The sequence below is a fragment of the Rhodoferax sediminis genome, from assembly GCF_006970865.1.
Taxonomy (GTDB): domain Bacteria; phylum Pseudomonadota; class Gammaproteobacteria; order Burkholderiales; family Burkholderiaceae_C; genus Rhodoferax_A; species Rhodoferax_A sediminis.
Genome location: NZ_CP035503.1, coordinates 1,526,338 through 1,544,289, shown reverse-complemented (window position 1 = coordinate 1,544,289; position 17,952 = coordinate 1,526,338). Strand labels below are relative to the sequence as shown.

The following is a 17,952-nucleotide window of genomic DNA, read 5'->3' as shown; positions in this document are numbered from 1 at the left end:
GCCTCCATGCTTGCCGAAGCCGCCATTGAACGCAGAGTCCAGAGCCATGCAGCGGGTTCGGGCCCATTGCCTGGCACGCCCGCCTTGCCGGGCGCGCCGCGCACGCCGCAGGACACCGGCCTGCCCTTTTTATTCCTGGTCGAACTGGTCACCAAGGTGCTGTTCCTGCGCGGCCAGGTCGGCTTGATCGAGCTCTCGGCCCACCTCAAACTGACCGTCAGCGTGCTCGACCCCTTGATCGGCTTCATGCGCGCCGAGAGGCTGTGCGAAGTGACGCGCCGCGGCGCCAGCGGCACCGACGCCGACATCACCTACAAACTGACCGACCTGGGCCGCGCCCGGGCGACGGAATTCATGAGCCGCAACGCCTATGCCGGCGCCGCGCCGATCACCCTGGCCGATTACTGCGCCCAGGTGCAAGCCCAGAGCGTGGCGCACATGCACATCCTGCGCGGGGACGTGGCCCGCGAATTCGCCGACGTCGTGGTCAACCCGGTGGTGCTCGAGCAACTGGGCGCCGCCATGAATTCACGCCGGGCGATTTTTGTGCACGGCCCGGCCGGCAGCGGCAAGACCTATCTGGCCGAGCGCCTGAAGGGGCTGCTCAAAGGCACGATCGTCGTACCCCATGCCATCCTGGTCGATGGCGAGGTGGTGCAGATTTACGACCCCGTCGTGCATCGCCCGGCGGACGACGAACCCGAGCAGCCCCGTGCGTTCGACCGGCGCGTGCCGGCGGATGCCCGCTGGATGCGCGCCGTGCGGCCCGCGGTGCTGACCGGCGGCGAGCTGACGCTCGACATGCTGGATCTGCAGTTCGACCCGGGCACGCGCTTTTACCAGGCGCCGCCGCACCTCAAGGCGAACAACGGCATTTTCATCATCGATGACCTGGGCCGCCAGCGCTGTTCCGCGGTCGAGCTGATGAACCGCTGGATCGTTCCGCTGGACCGCCAGATCGACTATCTCGCGCTGCACACCGGCTACAAGTTCCAGGTGCCGTTCGACGTGATCGTGGTGTTTTCCTCCAACGTCCCTCCGCAAGAGCTGGCCGACGGCTCGTTCCTGCGCCGGCTGGGCTACAAGATCCACGTCGGCGCGCTCACGGAGCCGCAATACGAGCGCATCTTCCGCCAGGTGTGCACGCAATGCGGGGTGCCCTACGCAGCGGACGCCCTGCGCTACCTGCTGGACGAACATCATTACAAGGAAGAGCGCCCCCTGCTGGCGTGTTATCCGCGAGACCTGCTGGCGCAGGTGCGCGACCGCGCGCGCTATGAAGGGAGGACTCCGATTCTCGACAAAGAGGTGCTGGACTGGGCATGGAACAACTATTTCATCGGCGCCTGAGGCCGATGCCACCAGAGGGGAGTGAGTCATGAGAAATACACGTGCTTTGATGATGATGGCGGTAGCCGTCGTCGTGGCGCTCGGTGCCGTCTTCGTGGCGGGGCGCTGGATCAGCAACCAGGCCTCCGGCGCCACCGGCAAGGTCGCAGTGGCCCTGGTGGACATCAGCCTGGGCTCCAGGCTGACGCCGGAAATGGTTCGCATGGTGGATTGGCCGTCGGGCGCCATGCCGCCGGGCGCCTTCACGGACGCCAAGCTCCTGGACACCCGCGTCGCGCGCACCAGCATCCAGCGCGGCGAACCGATCATGGAAGGCAAGCTGGCGCCTCCCGGCACCCAGGGTGGACTCTCCGCCGTGGTCGCGGATGGCAAACGCGCCATGACCGTGCGCGTGAATGACGTCGTGGGTGTTGCCGGATTTGCCCTGCCTGGCAACTTCGTGGACATCATGGTCAACACCCAAGGCGAGGGCGCGAAAAACGATGGCAACAAGGATCAGAGCATCTCGAAGATCGTGCTCGAGCGCATTCTGGTGCTGGCCGTGGCCCAGGAATCGAGCCGCGACGAGACCAAGCCCAAGGTGGTGAATGCCGTGACCCTTGAGCTAACGCCCGAGCAGGCCGAAAAACTGGACCTCGCGCGCAGCGTCGGCACCCTCTCGCTGGTGCTGCGCAACCAGATCGACCCGCACGCCGTGAACACCGATGGCGCGACCAAGGCGAGCCTGCTCGATGTCAAGCTGCAGGCGGCGCCACCCGCCAAGCCCGCAGCCGCGCCCAAGCGTGCAGTCAAACGGGTGGCGGTGGCGCGCCCGCGTGCCCCGGGCGAACAAGTCGAGATCATCAAGGGCCTGAGCCGCAGCACCGAGCAATTTTAAGAAAAACCCCGAAGGAGGAAGGTTATGAAAAAATTCTGCACTGCGGCAACACCGGCGGCGTGGCGCATGGCGCTGGGCGCGACGGGCGTGATGGCGGCGTTCACACTGGCGCATGGCCAGGCGGCGCTGGAAGCCGGCGCGCTCGCTGCCCAAAACCCACCAAGGGCCGCGGCGAAGCCAGGCAAACAGGCCGGTGCCGACAAACTCAAGGTGGCGGCGTTGCCGGCCCGGGCGCCGATCACCGGCAACGTCGAGTTGGCGCCGCAGATCAACATCTCGGAAGGGAAATCCACGCTGATGCGCCTGCCCTACCCGGCGGCGCGGCTGGCCGTGGGTGATGCGCGCATCGCCGACGTGATCCTGCTCAACCCGAGCGAGGTGTACATGCTCGGCAAATCGGTCGGCGCCACCAATCTGGTCCTGTGGAACAAGGCCAACCAGGCCACCATCGTCGACATTGCCGTCGGCATCGACACCGTGGCGCTGCGCTCGCGGCTGGAGCAGTTGCTGGCCGGAGAAAAGGACATCAAGATCACCACGGCAGCCGACACCATCGTGGTGTCCGGCACGGTGTCGGACGTGGTCAAGGCCGACCAGGTGCTGGCGCTGGCAACCGCCTACGTGCAGCGCAGTGCGAGCCAGGGGCAGGCCGGCGGCGCGGCGGGTGGTGCGGCGCCGGCTGCGGGGGCTGCGGGGGCTGCGCCGGGCGCAGCGGCACCAGCGGGCGGCCAGCAGGCGAATGCGCCCAAGGTCGTCAACATGCTCTCGATCGCGGCACCGCAGCAGGTGATGCTGGAGGTGAAGGTGGCCGAAGTCTCCAAGACGCTGGTGGACCAGTTGGGCGCCAACTTTGGCGCGAACTCGGCGCGCGGCAGCTTGACCTACACGCTGCTGTCCAACCTTCTCAGCAACAATCCCAGCAATGTTGGCGGCTCCAACACGAATGGAAAATTCTTTTTCAATCTCGATGCACAGAAAAACAATGGCCTGATCAAGGTCCTGGCGGAACCCAACATCATGGCGATCAGTGGCCAGGAAGCGAGCTTTCTAGCGGGCGGGAAAATCTTCATCCCGGTCAGTCAAACCAACAATGGTGGCACGCCGACCATCACGCTGGAAGAAAAGGAATTCGGGGTAGCGGTGAAGTTCACACCTACTGTGCTCGAGGGCGGCCGCATCAACCTCAAGGTGGCGCCCGAGGTCTCGGACCTGAACAAGGAGGGCATCGGCATCACGGCCACGGGCATCTCGACCACGGCGATCCTGCCCTCCTTCACGACCCGCCGCGCCACCACCACCGTGCAGCTCTACGATGGCCAGAGCTTCGCCATCGGCGGACTTATCAAGAACAATGTCACGACCAATATCAAGGCGCTTCCCGTGCTCGGCGAAGTGCCGGTGCTGGGCGCGCTGTTCCGCAGCAGCGACTTCCAGACCGACCGGTCGGAATTAGTCTTCATCATCACGCCGCATCTGGTCAAGCCACTGCCGGAAGATTACAAACTGCCGACCGATTCCTACATCGAGCCGGGCCGCGGCGAGTTCTTCCTCGGCGGAAAGATGGAAGGTTCAGCGCCGCCGCAAGAACAGAAGCCGGCAACGCCAGCCACGGGCTTTGAAGTCAAATAGGAGAGCCATTATGAAGCGCACTCACTTTTTTTCCACCGGCGCGTTGTGCGCGGTGGCGCTCGCCATCGCAGGTTGCGTCTCGTTGACGCCGAACCTGGACAGCCACTTTGGCGAGGCCGTGAACCAGCTCAAGGCGCAGCAGACGCTATCGCCCGAGGCATCGCGCAATACCGATCCCGTCAGCGGGATCGACGGCAAGGCGGCCAAGAGCGCCTATGACCTGTACCAGAAGTCGTACCAGGCGCCAGTGCCACCGGCGAGCGCTTTCACCATTGGCGTGGGTACCGGACAGTAGCGCTGGTTTCACCATGAACACCCTGTCATGCCAAACCAGTCTGCAACGCGGCGCGGTGGCGATCATCGTCGCCCTGTCGCTGCCGGTCCTGATCGGGTTTGCCGGGCTGGCGCTGGATCTGGGCCACCTTTACGTCGAAAAGACCGAACTGCAAAACGCCACCGACGCCTGCGCGCTGGCGGCGTCCCGGGAGCTGACGTGCGACCCGACCGCCGGGCCCTGTGCGACCTCCTATGTGACGAATGCCGTAAATGCCGGCCTGACGGTTGCGGCGCGCAACAAGGTGGACTTCCAAAGCAGCCTCATCAGCAGCACGCAGATTGCAGCGAGCGACATCAAGTTCAGCACGGTGTTTGCGCCGGACTCCACCTATGTGCCCAGCGGCAGCACAACCGCAGGCACCAATTACAAATACGTGATGTGCACGGCACAGCAAACCGGCATCATTCCGTGGTTCATGCAGGTGCTGGGCGTGGGCAATCAGACCGTGAGCGCGCAGGCGGTGGCGACCCTGGCGCCGGCGCAGACGAATTGCGCGATACCGATGGGTCTGTGCAAATTACCCGCCGGGACACCGGCCAATCCGTTTGCGGGGATGGTCATTGGCCAATGGATGGAGAGCAAGCTCAGTGCATCGGCGACCGGCAGCTTCGACTGGATCAACTTCACACCGCCCGGTGGTGGCGCCAACCTGCTCGCCAACCAGCTGGCGGGCACGGGGGTGTGCAGCGTACCGCCTCCGCCGACCCAAGTGGGCGAGCAAGGGAACATCAACAGCCTTAGCAATGCCTGGAACACACGCTTTGGCTTTTACAAAGGCAGCTATGCCAACCCGCCATCGGCCCCTGACTACACGGGGGAGTCCTATACGCCAACATCGTGGCCATCCAAGTTCAATGCCTACAGCGGAACAGGCTCCATACCGAATTTCCTGACGGCGCGCAGCAGCAATCTCGCCTATCAAGGAGGCGATGGCCTCAACCTCAATATGGGCGGCGTCACCGTGTACAACCCGACGCAACTCGCCGCATCCGGCGCGGATCGTCGTCTCGCGACCGTGCCGGTGGTCGATTGCAGCAGTTGGGCAGCCAGTAATCCGCAAACCGTGCCTATCCTCGGTTATGCATGCGTATTGATGCTCCATCCCATGCCGCAGACTGGCGGCTCGACCAAACCGGATGTGTGGCTCGAATACCGCGGGCAATCCACCGATCCGGCCAGCCCCTGCGCGACCTCCGGCTCCGTCGGCGGCCCTGGCAGCATCGGTCCCATGATTCCCTCGCTGGTGCAATAGGGGCGTCACGATGAACACCCACCGGAAACAGCGTGGCGTGGCGGCAGTGGAACTGGGCATCTTGCTGATTCCCCTTGTGCTGCTGGTCTTCGGCATTACCGAGTTCGGCCGCGCCATCTACCAATACAACACGCTGGTCAAGGCCACGCGCAATGCTGCCCGGTTTTTGTCCGCCCAAGGCCCTGGGGATCCCGCCGATGTCACCACGGCGCAGTGCCTGGCGGTGTATGGCAACCAGGCCTGCACGGGCAGCGCGTTGGTGCCAGCCCTCACGGCGGCCATGGTCAGCGTCTGCGACAGCGTCAGCTGCCCCACCACGAATCAAAACCAGCCGACCGGCAGCGGCGTCATCAACCTCGTGACGGTGACCATCACCGGTTATCCATTCACGTCGCTGGTGCCGTTTGTGATGCCCAGCATCACGTTCGGGGACATCAGTACCACGATGCGGCAAGTCTTATGAAAACCTTGATCCGAACGATTCATCGAGGTCACTCGCGCCAAGGCGGGGTCGCGGCGGTCGAATTCGCGCTCATTGCCAGCGTGTTCTTCATGCTGTTGATCGGTATCATGGAAATGGGCCGGGTCCTGTTCTACTGGAATTCAGCGGCCGAGGCCACGCGGCTGGGGGCGCGCATGGCCGTGGTGTGCGATCTGAACGCCGCTGAGATCAAGGTCCGGATGCAGACGATGCTGTCGATCCTGCCGACCAACAAGATCGATATCGGCTATACACCGGCTGGCTGCGATGTAACCAGTTGCCAGTCGGTGACGGTCAGCATTGGTGCCGGTGTGCCGGTTACCACATTCATCCCCTTTGTGCCGCTGACGCTCACGCTGCCACCGTTTTCGACCACGCTGCCGCGTGAGAGCATGCTGAGTACCGTTGGCGGGATTGCCAATCCGGTGTGCAACTAGAACACTCAGGAGCTCCCTTGAAAATCGCTGTTGTATCCAGGGACGAGAAGCAGCTCTCCGAGATAGGCCGTCTGCTGCGCGAGCGCAATCCATCCGATGAGGTGAGCACCGTTTCTGGCACGCTGGACAAGCTGGCCGGAATCACCGACCTTGCGTCGCCCGACGTACTGGTGCTCGATCAGCCGTCCGCAGAGGGCGGCGATCTGGCGCGGCTGGAGCGCCTGAGCCACCAGTACCCACGCATGGCGTTCATCCTGCTGTGCCAGCAGCATTCGCCCGAGTTTCTGATTCAGGCCATGCGCGCCGGCGTGCGCGAGGTATTGGCCTCTCCGGTGAGTGCCGGCACCCTGTTTCCGGCCCTTTTGCGTATCGAGGAAAAGCTCGACAGCCATTCGCAGGCCAATGGCAAGGTGCTGGCGTTTATTTCGTGCAAGGGCGGCAGTGGCGCGACCTTTCTCGCCACCAACCTGGGTTACGCCCTGGCGGCGCAGGGGAAAAAGCGCGTTGCACTGATTGACCTGAACCTGCAGTTCGGCGACGCATCGCTGTTCCTGTCCGACCAGAAGCCGGTGGCGACGCTGTCCGACGTGTGCCGGCAAATACACCGGCTGGACCCTTCATTCCTGGCATCGAGCATGCTCAATGTCGCGCCGAACTATGCCGTGCTGGCGGCTCCCGAAGACCCGGCGCATGCGCGCGACGTGAAGCCCGAGCATATTGATGCGATCCTCAAGCTGGCGCGGCGGCAATACGACTTCATCGTGCTGGACGTGGGCCGCAGCCTGGACGCCATCAGCATTCGCGCGCTGGACCAGGCCGACATGATTTTCCCGGTCCTGCAGACGATGCTGCCCTACATTCGCGACGGCAAACGGCTGATGGGTATGTTCCGTTCGCTGGATTACCCGAAGGACAAGATCCACCTGATCGTGAACCGTCACGAAAAGAGCAGCGACATCAAGCTGGGCGATCTGGAAGCGGCGTTCGGCACCGGTGCCTTCAGGATCATTCCGAACCATTACGAAGCCGCGGCGGCTTCGGTGGCCCAAGGCGTACCGATCGTGAAACTTGCCAAAAGCAGCCCAATCTCCAGAGCCCTGCAGGAGTTTGCCCGGTCGCTGGCGGGCGACGAGGCCCCCGCGTCGCAGGGCTGGTTGTCGCGGGTTTTGCAACGCACCTGATGACGGGAGATATCACCATGAACACCGAGAACCTATCCCTGCGGGACCGGCTGGGCAGCACCAGTCCCAATGGCGACACGCAATTTATCGCGCAGCGCACCGGCGGCATTGACAACCGCGCCTACCAGGACCTGAAGCACCAGATCCATCAGACCCTGCTGGACCGGGTTGACCTGGAGAGCATGCAGCGCCTATCCCCGGAGCGGATTCGCGACGAGCTCAGGATGCTGGTGGAGCGCCTGCTCGAAGAGGAAATCGTCGTCATCAACGACAGCGAGCGCAAGAACCTGACGCGCGATATCCAGAACGAGATGCTCGGTTTCGGCCCGCTGGAAACACTGCTGGCCGACCCCACCGTGTCCGACATCCTCGTCAACACCTACAAGCAGGTTTACGTGGAACGGCACGGCAGGCTGGAGTTGACCGACGTCACGTTCACGAATGATGCGCACCTGATGAAGATTATCGACAAGATCGTCTCGCGCGTGGGCCGGCGCATCGATGAGTCGAGCCCGATGGTGGATGCGCGCCTGCCCGACGGCTCGCGCGTCAACGCCATCATTCCGCCGCTCGCCATTGATGGCCCGATCCTGTCGATTCGCCGCTTTGCGGCCGAGCCGCTGCGCCTGGCCGATCTGGTCGAGTACAAGAGCCTGACCGCGGACATGGCGGAAATCCTGCAGGGCCTGGGCAAGGCCAAGGTCAACATCCTGATCTCGGGCGGCACCGGCAGCGGCAAGACCACCATGCTGAATGTCATTTCGGGCTTTATCAGCGGTGCCGAGCGCATCGTCACGGTCGAGGATGCCGCCGAACTGCAAATGCAGCAGCCCCATGTGGTGCGCCTGGAGACGCGCCCGCCGAACATCGAGGGCAAGGGCGAGGTGACGCAGCGGGCCCTGGTGCGCAACGCGCTGCGCATGCGACCGGACCGCATCATCCTGGGCGAGGTGCGCGGCGGCGAGGCGCTGGACATGCTGCAGGCCATGAATACCGGTCATGAGGGCTCGATGGCCACCATCCATGCCAACACCCCGCGCGATGCACTGACCCGGCTGGAGAACATGATCAGCATGGCGTCCGCGAGCCTGCCGACCAAGGCCATGCGCCAGCAGATCAGCTCGGCGATCAGCGTCGTGGTGCAGGTAGCACGACTGACCGATGGCAAACGCAAGGTCATCTCCATTCAGGAGATCACGGGCATGGAGGGTGACGTGATCACGATGCAGGAGATTTTCAGCTTCAAGCAGACGGGGCTGGGCGCGGACGGCGCCGTGGCCGGGCATTTTTGCGCCACCGGGGTTCGCCCGCGCTTCATCGAGCGGCTGCGCACCTTCGGCATCACGGTGTCCGAAACCCTGTTCGACCCGACACGCCAGTACCACTAGACCGCCATGAGCTACCTCTACTACCTCTTTGCGACGCTGACCTTCATCGCAGTCGTGCTGCTGATCGAGGGTGCGTACCTGGCATGGAATTCTTCCAGGGGGCCCGAGGCCGAGCGCGTGGCGCGTCGCTTGCGCGTGATGTCGGCGGGCGGACACGGTGACGAGCAAGCCATTTCCATCGTCAAGGAACGGCTGTTGAGCAAGACCCCCGGGGTGCAGCGCATCCTGCTGCAGATGCCGCGCGTGGCGACGCTGGACCGCCTGCTGCAGCAATCGGGGCTGTCGTGGAGCGTGGCGGAGTTCCTGGGGATATCGCTGCTGGCGTTTGCGCTTCCTTTCTTTGCGACCGGCTTCTTCGCTATACCCTGGCTGCTGCGGCTGGCCCTGGCCTGCGCCGCGGCCACGCTGCCGTATTTTTATGTCACAAGGGTGAAGAGCAAACGCCTGACGCGCATCGAACAGCAACTGCCCGATGCGCTGGACCTGATGGGACGCGCCTTGCGTGCCGGGCACGCCTTTCCGACCGCGCTGAAGATGGTGGGCGATGAAATGAGCGACCCGCTGGCGGGCGAGTTCCGCGCCACCTTCGATGAGGTGAACTTCGGCATCGCCATGCCGGACGCCCTCATGAACCTGGCGACCCGCGTGCCCAGCACCGACCTGCGCTACTTCATCATTGCCGTGCTGATCCAGCGCGAGACGGGGGGCAATCTGTCGGAACTGCTGAGCAGCATCAGCACCATCATCCGCGACCGCCTCAAGCTGATGGGACAGGTGCGCGTGCTGTCGGCCGAGGGCAAGCTCTCGGCCTGGATCCTGTCGCTGCTGCCGTTCGGGGCGGCACTCATGATCCACCTGGTGAATCCGAAGTTTCTCGAGGTGCTTTATACCGATCCTGCCGGCCGCAAGGTGGCCGCCGCTGCCGGCATATTGATGCTGCTCGGCATTCTGGCCATGCGCAAGATCATCCGCATCCGGGTGTGATGGGTACAAGACTCATTTTTCAGGAGCAACAGTGTCATGACTACCTTGCAACTGGCGTTTTTGGGACTGGTTTTCCTGGCCGTGTTCGGCGCGGTCATGCTGGCAATGCGGCTGTTCGCCGCGAACCCCGTGAAGGACCGCATCGATGCGGCGGTGGGCCGCGCAGCGCCGGCGGCCGGCGGCGGTGGAGGTAGTGAGCCCAGCCCCTGGGTGGCGCGCATCATCAAGCTGGCCGGCCCTCTGGCCAAGCTGTCGGTGCCTGCGGAAGGGTGGGAAACCTCCATGCTGCGAACCCGTTTCATGAACGCGGGCTTTCGCCAGCCCTCGGCCCCGGCCCTGTTCTTCACGGCCAAAACGGCGCTAGCCCTGGGCCTGCCGCTGCTGGTGTTTTTTGTCCTGAGCACCTCCAGCGCAAAATACGGCGCGAACACACTGCTGCTTTGGCTGTTGGGTGCGGCGGCCGTTGGCTACTACCTGCCCAACCTTGTGTTGAAGAACTTGATCGCACGGCGTCAGCGTGAAATCTTCGAGAGCTTTCCGGATGCGCTGGACCTGATGACGGTGTGTGTCGAGGCCGGGCTGGCGATGGATGCCGCACTGGCGCGCGTGGCCGCCGAGATTGGCCTCAAGAGCGCGGCCCTGAGCGATGAGCTGCACCTCGTCACACTGGAGTTGCGCGCCGGCAATTCCAAGGAAAAGGCCTTGCGCAACCTGGCGCTGCGCACCGGCGTGGAAGACGTTGACGCGCTGGTGGCGATGCTGATTCAGTCGGAGCGTTTCGGCACCAGCGTGGCCGACTCGCTGCGCGTGCAATCGGATCTGTTGCGCACCAAGCGGCGCCAGCGCGCCGAGGAGCAGGCAGCAAAAATCGCGCTGAAGCTGCTGTTCCCGCTGATCTTTTTCATCTTCCCGTCCTTGCTGGTTGTGCTGCTCGGGCCGGCCTTCATCCAGATCTACCGGGTTCTGCTGCCGACGATGGCCGGCACCAATTGAGAAGGAAGCAAACACCATGTTCACACTGCGTCCGATCGTGCTTGCGCTGGGGGTTTGCCTGTTGCAGGCTTGCGCCGCGCCGCCTGCCAAAATGGAAATCACCCTGCAACCCGTGCTGCGGGTGCGCCATTCGTCCGATCAGGCGGCGGCAACCTACTACCAACTCGGCAAATATCACCAGGATCGCGGCAACCTCGATCTGGCCCGCGCTGCCTACAGCCATTCGATCGCGCTCGACAGCCGTCCGATGGAGGCACGCAACGCGCTCGCCGTCATCGACGCGCAGCAGGGCAGGCTTGACGATGCCACGGCCCTGTTGCAGCAGCTCGTGGCCGACTATCCGGCGGTGGCGTACCTGCACAACAACCTCGGCTATGTCTACTCCATGCAGGGCGATGACGACGCGGCGGTGGCGGCCCTGCAACGCGCACTGGCGCTGGATGCGGGCGACGAGCGCGCACGCAATAATCTGAAAGCGGTACAGGCGGCATCGGCAGGGCACGGTGCGCCTGCTGCCGCGGCGCCGGCTGCGGCAACAGCGCCGACGCCCGTGCCCGCCGCTCCCGCGCAGGGACTCGCGATCGTGAACCCACCCGAGACGCCGCAAGCGCGCATGGAGGTGGTGCAGATCGAACCTGACGTCTATCAACTCAGGCTGAAGGCGGCTATCGCCTCAGTGCTGGCGGACCTGCAGACCGGGAAACCCGTTGCGGCCGCTGCGACGCTGGCTTCTGCGCCTGCTGCTTCTGCCCCTCCTGCCAAAGCGGCCCGAGTGGAAGTTGCCAACGGCAACGGCGTTGCCGGCATGGCCAGGCGGATACAGGGTGTGCTCGGCCGGCACGGCATCGCGGTGAACCGGCTGACCAATGCGCTCCCTTATACCCAGCAGGAAACGAAGATCCAGTATCGGGCCGGCTACGAGCAGGCCGCCGAGGCGTTGAAACACGCGCTGCGGGGGCACGCAGTGGTGGTGGCGACCAACAGCTCTTCGGCCCCATCGGATGTGCGACTGGTGCTGGGCAGAGACGCCATCTCGTCCATGGCGCTGATCGAGGGATCGGACGGCGAGTCGCTTTTGGCATTGAACGGGGAACAATAGTCACGTTGGCGACTCACTGATCGCCCTATGCAGCGCGGGCGTCGTCTCGACGCCTCGACGCTCTATGCATAATGCGGTGTTCATATTTGGCTAGGGCAGCACCGCCAAATTCTTCGGCGCGGTGCTGCATCCGTACAACAAACGCGAGAGTGCATCGGTGACCGATATCCATAATCGAACCCGCCTTTGGCAGCGCACCCGTCAGGCGGCCTTGAGCACGGCGATCGGCATGGCGCTGGCAGGGTGTGCGATGGGGCCCGACTTCAAGGCTCCCGATGCCCCCGCGATCGCCAACGCGCAAAGCCCGTACACCCCCGTACCGCTGCCGGCCGAGACCGCCAGCGCGCCCGGCGTCGGCGGGGCCGCGCAACGCTTCGAGATGGGCCAGGACATCCCCGCGATCTGGTGGGGCGTGTTCCATTCCGAGCCGCTGGACCGTCTGATCCGCTCCGCGCTGGCGCACAGCCCGACCCTCGCCTCTGCGCAGGCGGCCCTGCGTCAGGCACAGGAAACCTATAACGCCGACACCGGCGCCAAGCAGCTGCCGAGCGTGAATGGCCAACTCGGCGTCACGCGCCAACGTGAGTCGCAGGTGGCCAGCCAGATCCCCGGCGGCATTGACTTCACGCTCTTCAACGCCTCGGTCAACGTTTCCTACACCATCGATGCGTTCGGCGGGACCCGTCGCGAACTGGAAGGTTTGCGCGCCGCCGTCGATTACCAGCGCTACCAGGTCGAGGCCACCTATCTCACGCTCACCGCCAATGTCGTCACGACGGCGATCCAGGAGGCATCGCTGCGCGCGCAACTCCGTGCCACGCAGGAGGTGATCGAGGCGGAAAGCCGCTCGCTCGACCTGGTGCAACGGCAGGCAACGCTGGGGGCCATTGCGCTGGGCACGGTGCTGACGCAGCAAGCACAGCTCGCGCAAACGCGCGCAACGCTACCCGCACTCGAAAAGGCGTTGGCGCAAACACGCCAGCAGTTGGCGGTCTACGCCGGCCGATTGCCCAGCGAAGCCGGGCTGCCCGAGTTCACCCTCGAATCATTGCAATTGCCTGGCGACCTGCCGGTCAGCCTGCCCTCCTCGCTGCTGCGCCAGCGCCCGGACATTCGTGCCAGCGAAGCGCTGCTGCACCAGGCGAGCGCCCAGATCGGTGTCGCCACCGCGAACCTCTACCCCCAAATCACACTGAGTGGTAGCGTGGGTGCGCAAAGCTTCGAGCTCAGCCAGTTGTTCAGCGGCCCGAGCGCGGCCTGGAGCCTGGGGGCCGGCCTGCTGCAGCCGATTTTCAACGGCGGCTCGCTGCAGGCGAAGAAACGCGCGGCGATCGCGGCCTACGAGCAGGCCCAGGCGCAGTACCAGCAGACTGTCCTCAATGCATTTCTGAACGTGGCAAACACGCTGCGCGCACTCGACAGCGATGCGCAATCGCTGAGCGCGCAGGCGCAGGCCGCATCGCTGGCGCGCGAGTCGCTCGACCTGGTGAACCGCCAGTACCAGCTTGGCGCGGTGAGCAACCTGGCACTGCTCGACGCGCAACGCACCTATCAGCAGACCCGCATCGCACTGGCGCAGGCGCAGGCCGCGCGCTATGCGGATACGGCAGCACTCTTTCAGGCACTGGGCGGCGGCTGGTGGAACCGCGCCGACCTGGCCGACGCCAAACTCTAAAAATACTCGAATCCCTGGAGGTCTTCCGATGAAGCGCACGACCAAACGCATGTTCATCATGCTGCTGTGTGTTGTTCTGTTAATTGCCGTACTTGCCCTGGGCAAGTTTCTGCAAATCAGGAAACTGATCGCCAGCATGCCCAAGCCTGGCGCGCAAGTCGTGACGGCCATGAAGGCCGAAATGCTGGAATGGCAGCCCCAGTTCAATGCCGTGGGCACGCTCAATCCGGTGCGCGGTGTCGACGTCACGACCGAGGTGGCGGGCCTGGTGCGCAGCCTCCACTTCCATTCTGGCCAGGATGTGAAGGCGGGCGAGCTGCTGGTCGAACTCAATGCCGATTCTGACGTGGCGCAGCTGCAGGCGCTGCAGGCCGCGGCCGACCTCTCGGCGTCGGTGCTGGCGCGCGACCGCCAGCAGTTTGAAGTGAAGGCGATCAGTCAGGCGCAGCTCGATGCCGACCAGGCCGACCTGCGTGTCAAGCGCGCCAGCGTCGCGCAGCAGGCCGCGCTGGTGGCGAAAAAGACCATCCGCGCACCGTTCAGCGGACGCCTCGGAATTACCACCGTCAACCCCGGCCAGTACCTGAATCCGGGCGACAAGATCGTCACCCTGCAGACGCTGAACCCGATCTACATCGACTTCAACCTGCCGCAAAAGCAGCTCGCCGGAGTGTCGCTCGGACAGCGCCTGACCCTGTCGAGCGATGCATTCCCGGGACAGGCCTTTGCCGGCAAGATTACGGCGATCAACCCCAAGGTCGACCCGGCTACGCGCAACCTCCAGCTTGAAGCCACGATCGCCAACGAGAAGCTCCAGCTGCTGCCGGGCATGTTCGCCAACGTCGACGTCGACGCGGGCGACAAGAAGAGCTACCTCACATTGCCGCAGACGGCGATCACCTACAACCCCTACGGCTCGACGGTTTTCGTGCTCAAGCCTGGCGACAAGAAGGACGACAAGGGCAACGCCCAGCTCGAGGCGCAGCAGGTCTTCGTGACCACCGGGCCGACCCGTGGCGACCAGGTTGCGGTCCTGACCGGCCTCACGGCAGGCCAGCAGATCGTCACCAGCGGCCAGCTGAAGCTCAAGAACGGTTCACCCGTGACCGTCGACAACTCGGTCCAGCCCGCGAACAGTCCGAACCCGACTCCGCAGGAAAAGTGAGGCTTCGTTCATGAACTTCACCGACATTTTCATCCGGCGCCCGGTGCTGGCCACGGTGGTCAGCCTGCTGATCCTGGTACTGGGCTTGCGCTCGCTGTTCAGCCTGCCGATCAACCAGTATCCGCACACCGAGAATGCGGTGGTCACGGTGTCAACCGCCTACTATGGCGCCGATGCGCAGACCATAGCGGGCTTCATCACGCAGCCGCTCGAGACAGCCATCGCGCAGGCGCAGGGCATCGACTACCTTTCCTCCAGCAGCACGTCGGGCGTCTCGACGATCACCGCCACGCTGCGCCTGAACTACGACGCTAACCGTGCGCTGACCGAGATCAACACCCAGGTCAGCTCGGTCAAGAACCAGTTGCCGCCACAAGCACAGCAGCCCGTGCTCACGGTGCAGACGGGCTCCACCATCGACGCGATGTACATGGGCTTTTACAGCGACACGCTGCCCACCAACAACGTGACCGACTTCCTGGTGCGCGTGGTCCAGCCCAAGCTCAATGCGATCGACGGCGTGCAGACCGCCGAAATCCTCGGTGCCCGTCAATTCTCGCTGCGGGCCTGGCTCGACAGCAACAAAATGGCCGCCCACGGCGTGACCGCGGCCGACGTCAGTGCCGCGCTCGCCGCCAACAACTATCTCACGGCACTCGGCGCCACCAAGGGCCAGATGGTGAGCGTGCCGCTGACGGCGGGCACCGACCTGCACACGGTGGAGCAGTTCAAGCGCCTCGCGGTCAAGCGCAGCGGCGATGCCATCGTGCGGCTGGAAGACGTGGCCACCGTCACGCTCGGCTCGGAAAATTACGACTTCAACGTCGCCTTCGGTGGCACGCAGTCGGTCTTTATCGGCATCAAGGTCGCGCCGCAGGCGAACATCCTGGACGTGGCCAAGCGCGTGCGCGAGGCCTTTCCGGCCATTCAACAGCAATTACCCACGGGCCTGAAGGGCGAGATCGTCTACGACGGCACCGAATTCATCAACACCTCGATCTACGAGGTGATCAAGACGCTGGTGGAGGCGCTGATCATCGTCACCCTGGTGATCTACCTCTTTCTTGGCAGCTTCCGCGCCGTCACCGTGCCGGTCATCGCGATGCCTCTGTCGCTGGTCGGCACCTTCTTCATGATGCTGGCGCTGGGCTACTCGATCAACCTGCTGACCCTGCTTGCGCTGGTGCTCGCGATCGGCCTGGTGGTCGATGACGCCATCATCGTAGTGGAGAACGTCGATCGCCACATGAAGGAGGGAGCCACACCGATGCAGGCGGCATTCGCTGCCGCGCGCGAGCTGGGCAGTCCGATTCTGGCCATGACGGTGGTGCTGATCGCGGTCTACGTACCGATCGGCTTTCAGGGTGGCCTGACCGGCGCGCTCTTCACCGAGTTCGCGTTCACGCTCGCCGGCGCGGTGGCGGTGTCCGGGGTCATTGCGCTCACGCTGTCGCCGATGATGGCATCGCGTTTCTTCAAGCCGGAGCAGGACCAGGGCCGCTTTGTGCAGGCGATCGACCGTGTGTTCGGGCGGGTACACCGCGGCTATCTGCGCGTGCTGCATAGCGTGCTCGATACCTGGCCCGTGCTGATCGTGATGGGCGTGATCCTGATGCTGTGCGCCGGCCTGATGTTCAAGATGTCGAAGTCCGAGCTCTCTCCGGAAGAAGACCAGGGCATCGTCGTGTCGCAGGTCGTCGGCCCGCCGACGGCCACCTCGCAGCAAATGCAGACGTATGCAAAACAGGCGTTCGACGTGGCCAAGGCGACGCCCGAATACCAGCAAATGTTCCAGATCACCGGCGTGCCAACGATCAACCAGGGCATCGGCGGCGTGCTGCTCAAGCCCTGGGGCGATCGCTCGCGCAGCGCGCACGAAATCCAGCAGGATCTGCAGGCGCGCTGGAACAAGATTGCCGGCGCGCGCATCGCGGCCTTCCAGTTTCCGCCGCTTCCGGGGGCTTCGGGCCTGCCGGTGCAATTCGTGATTACCACGACCGAGCCCTTCGAAAACCTAAACACCGTGGCGCAGCAGGTGGTCGACAAGGCGCGCGCCGCCAACATGTTCTATTTCGTCGACACCGATCTCAAGATCGACAAGCCGCAGGCGACGGTGGTGGTGGACCGCGACAAGATCACCACCCTGGGCCTGACGCAGCAGGATGTCGGCACTGCACTCGGCGCAGCACTGGGCGGCGGCTACGTCAACTACTTCTCGATCGCGGGGCGCTCGTACAAGGTGATTCCGCAGGTGCTGCAGACCGACCGGCTGAATCCGTCCGAACTGCTCAACTTTTACATCAAGACGCCCAGTGGCGCCATGATTCCGGCCAGTACCGTGGCGCACCTGAAATACGACATCGTGCCCGAATCCATCAGCCGCTTCCAGCAGCTCAATTCGGTCACGATCTCCGGCGTTTCGGGTTCAGCGCAAGGCGACGTGCTGCAATTCATGCGCAACACGCTCGCCGAGGTGGCCCCCACGGGCTACAGCGCCGACTACGCCGGCCAATCGCGCCAGTTCATCCAGGAGTCGGGTGGCTTCCTGGTGACGATGATGTTCGCGGTGATCATTGTGTTCCTGGCGCTCGCGGCCCAGTTCGAGAGCTTCCGCGACCCCATCGTGATCCTGGTGTCGGTGCCGCTCGCCCTCTTCGGCGCGCTGATCTTCATCTTTCTCGGCTTCGCGTCGATGAACATCTACACCGAGGTCGGGCTGGTCACGCTGATGGGGCTGATCAGCAAGCACGGCATCCTGATCGTCGAGGTGGCCAACCAGCTGCAGCGCGCCGGCAAGAGCAAGCGCGAGGCGATCGAAGAGGCCGCCGGCATACGGCTGCGGCCGATCCTGATGACAACGGCGGCCATGGTCTTCGGCGTGGTGCCGCTGGTCATTGCCTCGGGCGCGGGCGCGGCAGGCCGGCAGGCGATGGGGCTGGTGATTTTCACCGGCCTCTCGATCGGCACGCTGTTCACGCTGTTCGTGGTGCCGGCGATGTACCTGTTCATTGGTGCCGACCACAGCAATCAGCGCGTCGCCAGTATCGGCGCGCCCGGCGCTGGCGAGCCGCACGCTGCCACCTGACAGGCTACCCCACCTCAAA

Annotated in this window: 15 protein-coding genes; all 15 read left to right on the top strand. The window is 64.2% G+C overall.

The window, feature by feature from the left end; translation table 11 throughout:
• Positions 1 to 6: 6 nt before the first annotated feature.
• Entirely contained in the window at positions 7 to 1,350 is a 1,344-nt protein-coding gene (locus EUB48_RS07410; RefSeq protein WP_244618359.1) for an ATP-binding protein, read from the top strand.
• Positions 1,351 to 1,378: 28 nt separating this feature from the next.
• Entirely contained in the window at positions 1,379 to 2,227 is an 849-nt protein-coding gene (cpaB, locus tag EUB48_RS07405; protein ID WP_142818298.1) for a Flp pilus assembly protein CpaB, read from the top strand.
• Positions 2,228 to 2,251: 24 nt separating this feature from the next.
• Complete coding sequence (locus EUB48_RS07400; protein WP_142818297.1) at positions 2,252 to 3,856, top strand: type II and III secretion system protein family protein; 1,605 nt, start codon at positions 2,252 to 2,254, stop codon at positions 3,854 to 3,856.
• Positions 3,857 to 3,866: 10 nt separating this feature from the next.
• Positions 3,867 to 4,151 (top strand): pilus assembly protein, encoded by a 285-nt coding sequence (locus EUB48_RS07395; protein ID WP_142818296.1) that lies wholly within the window; start codon positions 3,867 to 3,869, stop codon positions 4,149 to 4,151.
• Between the two features lie 13 nt (positions 4,152 to 4,164).
• Positions 4,165 to 5,445: a pilus assembly protein TadG-related protein gene (locus EUB48_RS07390; protein ID WP_142818295.1), complete on the top strand. Its 1,281-nt coding sequence runs from the start codon at positions 4,165 to 4,167 to the stop codon at positions 5,443 to 5,445.
• Between the two features lie 10 nt (positions 5,446 to 5,455).
• Positions 5,456 to 5,908 carry a TadE/TadG family type IV pilus assembly protein gene (locus EUB48_RS07385; protein WP_142818294.1) on the top strand — a complete coding sequence of 151 codons (453 nt, stop codon included), beginning with the start codon at positions 5,456 to 5,458 and terminating at the stop codon, positions 5,906 to 5,908.
• On the top strand, positions 5,905 to 6,363 hold the full coding sequence (locus EUB48_RS07380) for a TadE/TadG family type IV pilus assembly protein (RefSeq protein WP_142818293.1): 459 nt from the start codon (positions 5,905 to 5,907) through the stop codon (positions 6,361 to 6,363). The genes EUB48_RS07385 and EUB48_RS07380 overlap by 4 nt, the downstream gene beginning before the upstream one ends.
• Before the next feature lie 17 nt (positions 6,364 to 6,380).
• Positions 6,381 to 7,544 (top strand): CpaE/TadZ family protein, encoded by a 1,164-nt coding sequence (locus EUB48_RS07375; RefSeq protein WP_142818292.1) that lies wholly within the window; start codon positions 6,381 to 6,383, stop codon positions 7,542 to 7,544.
• Between the two features lie 17 nt (positions 7,545 to 7,561).
• Complete coding sequence (locus EUB48_RS07370; RefSeq protein ID WP_142818291.1) at positions 7,562 to 8,932, top strand: TadA family conjugal transfer-associated ATPase; 1,371 nt, start codon at positions 7,562 to 7,564, stop codon at positions 8,930 to 8,932.
• 6 nt (positions 8,933 to 8,938) lie between these two features.
• On the top strand, positions 8,939 to 9,916 hold the full coding sequence (locus tag EUB48_RS07365) for a type II secretion system F family protein (RefSeq protein WP_142818290.1): 978 nt from the start codon (positions 8,939 to 8,941) through the stop codon (positions 9,914 to 9,916).
• Between the two features lie 36 nt (positions 9,917 to 9,952).
• The gene (locus EUB48_RS07360) at positions 9,953 to 10,909 is read left to right on the top strand and encodes a type II secretion system F family protein (protein ID WP_142818289.1); all 957 of its coding nucleotides are present in this window, start codon (positions 9,953 to 9,955) and stop codon (positions 10,907 to 10,909) included.
• A 16-nt stretch (positions 10,910 to 10,925) separates the two neighbouring features.
• Positions 10,926 to 12,008 (top strand): LytR C-terminal domain-containing protein, encoded by a 1,083-nt coding sequence (locus EUB48_RS07355; protein WP_142818288.1) that lies wholly within the window; start codon positions 10,926 to 10,928, stop codon positions 12,006 to 12,008.
• Positions 12,009 to 12,165: 157 nt separating this feature from the next.
• On the top strand, positions 12,166 to 13,683 hold the full coding sequence (locus tag EUB48_RS07350; protein ID WP_338052433.1) for an efflux transporter outer membrane subunit: 1,518 nt from the start codon (positions 12,166 to 12,168) through the stop codon (positions 13,681 to 13,683).
• A gap of 28 nt (positions 13,684 to 13,711) precedes the next feature.
• On the top strand, positions 13,712 to 14,848 hold the full coding sequence (locus tag EUB48_RS07345; protein ID WP_244618358.1) for an efflux RND transporter periplasmic adaptor subunit: 1,137 nt from the start codon (positions 13,712 to 13,714) through the stop codon (positions 14,846 to 14,848).
• Positions 14,849 to 14,858: 10 nt separating this feature from the next.
• Positions 14,859 to 17,933 (top strand): efflux RND transporter permease subunit, encoded by a 3,075-nt coding sequence (locus EUB48_RS07340; protein ID WP_142818287.1) that lies wholly within the window; start codon positions 14,859 to 14,861, stop codon positions 17,931 to 17,933.
• Positions 17,934 to 17,952: the final 19 nt, after the last annotated feature.